Here is a 5,824-nt window from a genome sequence, read left to right on the forward strand (position 1 = left end):
CGATAATCCCTACCATGACCACTTCGGAAACCTTCACGAAAAGGATATCACCGACCAGCATGTGTTTGATATGCTCGGCTTCGGCTGGCGCCCAGTGCAGCACCAGGATGGCACCCGCAGCTGAAAATGCATAGACGATCCCAATGATCGCCTCCTGGGTGACACCCCTTCCCCTGGCCCGCGTCAGGGTGAAAATAATGGCCCCGGCAATGGTGAAAGCCAGTGATATCACATAGGCTGACGCACTGTGAATCTCGAGTCCGAAGAGAAAGGCTATAAAAGTACCGAGTGCCGCTATTTGTGCCAGCGCTAAATCGACAAAGATGACTTCCCGCTCAACGATGTGTATTCCCAGATAAGCAAGGATGGTTAGCAGTATCAGGCAGGCAATAAACGGCAGGATCATCAATCCAAGCATTTCTACCCCTTAATTTGAGAGTGCCTCAGGCAGTTTGCTGATAAGGTAGTCGAATAATTCCAGGTAGGTATCTACCCCCTCTACCCCGCCTACCGAGCTGGGCAGGATCAGAACTCTGGCGCCCGTTCTATCCGCCACGGTCTCCGCAACCCTGAGGTTATAGTAGGGCTCAATCATTATGACCTTAACCTGTTCATCCTTCATTATTTCCACCAGTGCTGCAATGTGAGACGGGGTAGGAGGAATGCCCGGTTTAGGTTCGATATAACCGACGATGTTGAGATTGAACCGGGTCGCAAAATAGATCCATGAGTTATGGTAGGTAACGATCCTGGCACCAGCAAACGGCTGCATGAGCCGCTGCCATTCAGTTACGGCTGAGTCGATTTTTGCGGCGTAGTGCTGGGAGTTTTGCCTGAAATACTCCGCCCCCTTGGGGAGCAACAGACAAAGTCTGTCAGTGATGCCCTCCAGAATCAGATTAGCATTGGCCGGGTCCAGCCAGTAATGCGGATTACCGTAGATGTGGATGTCCCCCATGCGCATGTCTACCCTCCCTGTCGGAACCTGGAGCTTCTCGATTCGCCTAGAGGCATCTACGTAACCTTCACCGCCATACATCACCTTTGAATTCCGCGCCGCGTCAATTATGCTCTGGGCCCATAGATCCTGGTCCATGCCGATTCTGACCAGCATGTCGGCCCCTTTAACCTGCATCACCATTGAGGGCCGCGGTTCCACCAGGTGTGGATCCTGTGTCCCCTTGGATAAGCTTTTCACCACCACTCTGTCTCCACCAACCACCATGACCATATCCGCCAGGTCAGTGGTAGTAGTCACAACTCTCAGCACATCGGCGGGAAACGCTCTAAGGGGAAGAGCAACGGCAATTACAAGCGTAATTAGCAATCTGCTTTTCATTTCAATTACTCCGGTTCATTCCAGTGGGTGGCTGTGGGGCCCGATCCCGAAGATCAACTGAATAACCGCATCGTGGATGCCGGTATCAAAACCATAACCGTACTGGAATCTGACCATGGTTGTCTCGGTTAAATGATCGGTAATAAAAGCTAAGAATTCCCTCGTCGTGTCTTTCTGAGGCAGGGCATTCTCGGCCCAATCATATCTAACTCCGGCATCCCAGTATTTGTTGAAACGGTAGCCGATGAAGTTATAAAAACCCCACCTTTCTATAGAGCCAGTGGGCAATTCTCTTATGAGGTTTAAGACTTCTCCTTGCAAAAACAACCGCTGGTAGGCTGAAGGCCAGAACTTGAAGGTTACATCCAGACCTACCACCTTAGCCTCGTCCTTCTGTTCTCCGTGCAGTATACCCTTACCGATGGCTCCGCTCCCGCCGACTTCCAGTTCCGAGTTGTCTCCCACCGGAAATGAGGCCCACGCGCGGGACGTATATACCTCATCGACTAGGGCGAACTCTTCCGATTCCTCAACATCCTCCTCTGCGTGCGCCTCGCTCTCGGCCCTCCAGGCGCCCAGGGTAAGCTGTAAAAAGAAAGGCAGTGGCAATAAATAGTCGAGGGAGGCCCCCTCGCCAACTAACCCATGCTCTCCAAAGAAGTTTGTCAACACCACCGGCCGGTCAGCATAAGGCACGTGATGCTGATGGAGTTTGTTGACTTTTCCAAAGTCAACGTGTTTCTTGCCCACAAGCAGGCTTAATCCTCCCAACACATTCAGGAAGCTGGCATAGCCCTCGCATATTTCTGCTTCAACATGGTCTCCATGGCGGTGAAATGCCAGAAACACATCCGCCCGCATCTCAGGATACAGGTACCCTTGAAGGGCAAATTCGATTTCCCTGATCAGTATTTTGTTGCGATAGAAGTCACTCTTATCCTCGGATGCCTTCGCCACAACATCACCCACCAGACTGACGTCAGGCAGGTTCTTGGGAACCCCCCGCATCCCGGGGAGCGGTGTATCCTGCGGCTCATCCTGAGCAGAGGTGAAATCGGCCAGGAGTAGAATGACAATAGCAAATTTCAGTAGGTACCTTAAGGTAAGAAGCACTCTCGCCCCCTTAGCTGGATTGCTCTAACAGCCTTATTAGATCATTGAATACAGGCATCGATCTAGATGAAAACGGCGCACACAAAAGTGTACACACGTACTTTAAAGTGTGAATATAATATCAAAATTATTCGCTGCTCATACTTAAATTCACCTGTTTTTCCAGTGGCTTTTATTCAACGGAGACGGCTATAACAAATAGAGGCTTGAGACATCACCATGAATCAGCAAGTAACCCCCAATGTCGGGCGTATTATTCGAGAACTGAGAAGGCAACAAGGATTGCCATTACGTACACTTGCCAACCGGTGTGGTCTTTCAATCAACGCTATCAGTCGGATAGAGCGAGGAGAAAACTCCCCGACCGTTTTCTCCTTACACCGCCTGTCGATAGCGCTTAATGTGCCTATCACCGCCTTTTTTAGGGAAGAGGCTGATGAAACAATTATATTCGTAAGAGGCAATGAGAGGCTCCGCCACCAAATGAATGGAATGGTTCTGCAAAGCTTAGGGAGCGGCCTCTCCCAGCAACAACTCGAGCCCTTCTTGATAACTATAGAGCCGAGTACCAGTTATAGTAATCATCCCGTTACCCATCATGGCGAGGAGTTCGTCTATTGTCTGGAGGGCAAATTTGAGTATTGTGTGAATGATCGAGTTTATCCAATGCTGGTCGGCGACAGTCTGATTTTCAAGGCCACACAGCCACATTACTGGAATAATCCCTCTGAGACCCTGGCCAAAGCGATATTGGTCTTCCAGGCGAGTCAGGCCCAGCACCTGCTTCGTCAACCCGCACCTGGGGAGTAGGCTCCTTAAAGATTTCAGTACCACCCAAGGTACACCATATGAAAGAAAAATCCCTGCTCACTCTTGACGCGGCCGTTAACCTTGCTCTGGGATTACCCTTAATGCTCATTCCCGCCAGCACCGCCCGATTCCTCGCTATACCCCTTCCCGAGCCAACCTTCTACGCAAGCATCTTAGGCGCGGTACTGACCGGGATAGGCCTGGCCCTACTGGTGGAACGATTCCACGAAAGATTCCGCATGAGCGGTTTAGGCCTCGGAGGGGCTATCACCATCAACATCGTTGGGGCCGGTGTGCTGATAATCTGGCTGCTGTGGGGTTCCCTGGACATACCACTGCGGGGTTATGCCTTCCTGTGGGCAGTAGCAGTAGTTGTGCTGGGAATCAGTCTGGTGGAAATACAGGCCTACTTCCGCAGGGGGTCGCCGAAAAATATGCCCAATCCCAGAACAAGAAAGGAGTAGCACATGGCAAACGAAAAAAAGCATGGACGTATTCAGGTGGATGCTGGTGGTATAATTGGCCCGATCTGGTTCATCGGCTGGCTTTTCACCCTCGCCTACGTCCAGCTACCATGGTGGAAGGCAATTATCGGACTGATTATCTGGCCCTATTTCTTGGGCACTTCATTAAGGTAGATAGCGCAGCTTCCTATCTGCCGGCTCTATAGGCAGCTATTATGCCCTGAGACCCTGTCTCACTTCCGCTCCTGACGACAGACGCTCAACGTGTCTGCCGATCAGGATCATCCGGTTTCACCTCGAATCTACCGGATTACCATGCCCTTCGTGCCGGGATCACTGCGGGAGATGTACATTGACCTCTCTTTATTACAAGACGGAATTGGGCAATAATTCGTAGCTGCTCCGGGCGCAAGGGAGGACTGGCCTGACAATAACGCCGGTGAAAGCCGTTTAAACCTTTTGATAGCCTGAAACATGTTGGATAGATTAAACCTTAACCACTCATGGGCATATCTGAACCAGATTCGCCGAGCGTGATGCTGATATGCTGAAATTATGTCGTAGAGTATAAGTTAGGTTGTGCTTATCATTATTTAGCTTGGAGGCATAATGAATAGAACGATCAGTTTTTTCGTTACAATTATTATCTCCCTGCTGGTTTCTTTTCCCCTTAATGGGCAGGAGTCTCTCCGCCACAAAGTCAAGTACGTACCAAGGTATCGGGATCCCGTGCTCGAGGAAATGAAGGCGAAGAACGAGCAGGCTGCGAAGGAGCGCCAGGCACAGACACAAAGAATCCGCGATACTCAGGAGGAATCGAAGGAGAAAAAGAAAAAGCAGGAGCGGCAGCTCCGCTTTGACTTTGCTGGAATCCAGAAACCAGCCTCTCCTGATGTATTCCAAAGCGTTTATCATTCTAAACCGATCAGACAGTTTATGACCGGAACGTGTTGGTGTTTCAGCACCACCTCATTTTTCGAGTCGGAGGTCTATCGACTCACCGGCCAGAAGATCAAGTTGTCGGAAATGTTCACAGTATACCACGAATACCTGGAAGAAGCGCGGCGCTATATCCAGGAGCGCGGTGATTCCTTCTTTGACGAGGGCTCCGAGGGCAACGCCGTGATCCTGGTCTGGCGCAAGCACGGCGTCGTGCCGGCTGCGGCCTACAAAGGCGAATTGGATGCCGACGGTCGCTACGACCATAGCGAAATGTTCGCGGAAATGAAAAACTATCTGGCATACATCAAGGAAAACGACCTTTGGGACCAAGACCTGGTGCTGTCAGCCCTCCGCCTGATCATGGATAAATACATGGGCCAGCCACCGGACCGGTTTGTCTGGCAGGGCCGGGAAATGACTCCCCCGCAATTCCTAGCGGATGTCCTCAAACTCAACCTTGATGACTACGTCTGCGTTATGTCCACTCTCACTCAACCCTTCTATACCTACGGCGAATACGAAGTCGAAGCCAATTGGTGGCACAGCCGGGACTACTACAACCTGCCGCTGGATCAGTTCTATCAGGTCATCACCTACGCCATCCGGAACGGTTATTCCGTCCGTCTCAATGGTGACGTCTCGGAACCCGGCCACAACGGCTTCGAGGACGCGGCCATCATCCCCACATTCGACATCCCGCCCGACTACATCGATCAGGATGCCCGCGAATTCCGCTTCAATAATGGCACCTCCGCCGACGATCACGACGTGCATCTAGTCGGGTACACCCGCAGCGGCGACCACGATTGGTTCCTCATCAAGGATTCCGCCAGCTCCGCCCAGCATGGAAAATATAAGGGCTATTATTTCTACCGCGAGGATTATATCAAGCTGAAAATGCTGACATACATTGTCCACAAAGACGCCGTGAAAGCTGTGGTTAAAGACTTTCGCTAGGGGAAATGGGCATAAATTATTTCTTCGCAACAGCATAGTTCTACACACCTAACCATGGCCGTCATTCCGGGTGAAAGGAGGAACCTATTTCCCTGGTAACTGCGGAAGTTCATCGTCCGAACGTAGTCGGCTCTATGGAACAGGCTCCCTGTAAAGCGATATTTTGCCAAGGTTAACCTCCTTCCAGGCCATATATTGA

General features: G+C 51.1%; 7 protein-coding genes. 4 read left to right on the forward strand and 3 right to left on the reverse strand.

Features of this window, described 5'->3' with window-relative positions; translation table 11 throughout:
• From ACETWG_12460 to ACETWG_12470, 3 genes are all read right to left on the reverse strand, one after another.
• On the reverse strand, positions 1-418 hold a 418-nt coding region (locus tag ACETWG_12460; protein MFB0517400.1), incomplete at its 3' end, for a metal ABC transporter permease.
• 9 nt (positions 419-427) lie between these two features.
• Positions 428-1,339, reverse strand: coding sequence for a metal ABC transporter substrate-binding protein (locus ACETWG_12465; protein ID MFB0517401.1), 912 nt, complete (start codon positions 1,337-1,339; stop codon positions 428-430).
• A gap of 15 nt (positions 1,340-1,354) precedes the next feature.
• Complete coding sequence (locus ACETWG_12470; GenBank protein ID MFB0517402.1) at positions 1,355-2,452, reverse strand: hypothetical protein; 1,098 nt, start codon at positions 2,450-2,452, stop codon at positions 1,355-1,357.
• Positions 2,453-2,671: 219 nt separating this feature from the next.
• Here ACETWG_12470 and ACETWG_12475 point away from each other — a divergent pair, with 219 nt between their 5' ends.
• The 4 genes from ACETWG_12475 (at position 2,672) to ACETWG_12490 (ending at position 5,625) form a co-directional block, all read left to right on the forward strand.
• A complete protein-coding gene (locus ACETWG_12475) occupies positions 2,672-3,262 on the forward strand; it encodes a cupin domain-containing protein (GenBank protein ID MFB0517403.1) in 591 nt (196 codons plus the stop codon).
• A gap of 38 nt (positions 3,263-3,300) precedes the next feature.
• Positions 3,301-3,726: a hypothetical protein gene (locus tag ACETWG_12480; GenBank protein ID MFB0517404.1), complete on the forward strand. Its 426-nt coding sequence runs from the start codon at positions 3,301-3,303 to the stop codon at positions 3,724-3,726.
• A gap of 3 nt (positions 3,727-3,729) precedes the next feature.
• Positions 3,730-3,900 (forward strand): hypothetical protein, encoded by a 171-nt coding sequence (locus ACETWG_12485; GenBank protein ID MFB0517405.1) that lies wholly within the window; start codon positions 3,730-3,732, stop codon positions 3,898-3,900.
• A 435-nt stretch (positions 3,901-4,335) separates the two neighbouring features.
• Positions 4,336-5,625 carry a C1 family peptidase gene (locus ACETWG_12490; GenBank protein MFB0517406.1) on the forward strand — a complete coding sequence of 430 codons (1,290 nt, stop codon included), beginning with the start codon at positions 4,336-4,338 and terminating at the stop codon, positions 5,623-5,625.
• The last annotated feature ends 199 nt before the right edge of the window (positions 5,626-5,824 follow it).

It is taken from the genome of Candidatus Neomarinimicrobiota bacterium, assembly GCA_041862535.1.
Classification (GTDB): Bacteria; Fidelibacterota; Marinisomatia; order SCGC-AAA003-L08; family TS1B11.

What these genes read in the sequence shown, in the direction of transcription:
- ACETWG_12465 (MFB0517401.1), bottom strand. Translation starts at nt 1,339, where the DNA reads ATGAAAAGCAGATTGCTAATTACGCTTGTAATTGCCGTTGCTCTTCCC.
- ACETWG_12475 (MFB0517403.1), top strand. Translation starts at nt 2,672, where the DNA reads ATGAATCAGCAAGTAACCCCCAATGTCGGGCGTATTATTCGAGAACTG.
- ACETWG_12480 (MFB0517404.1), top strand. Translation starts at nt 3,301, where the DNA reads ATGAAAGAAAAATCCCTGCTCACTCTTGACGCGGCCGTTAACCTTGCT.
- ACETWG_12485 (MFB0517405.1), top strand. Translation starts at nt 3,730, where the DNA reads ATGGCAAACGAAAAAAAGCATGGACGTATTCAGGTGGATGCTGGTGGT.
- ACETWG_12490 (MFB0517406.1), top strand. Translation starts at nt 4,336, where the DNA reads ATGAATAGAACGATCAGTTTTTTCGTTACAATTATTATCTCCCTGCTG.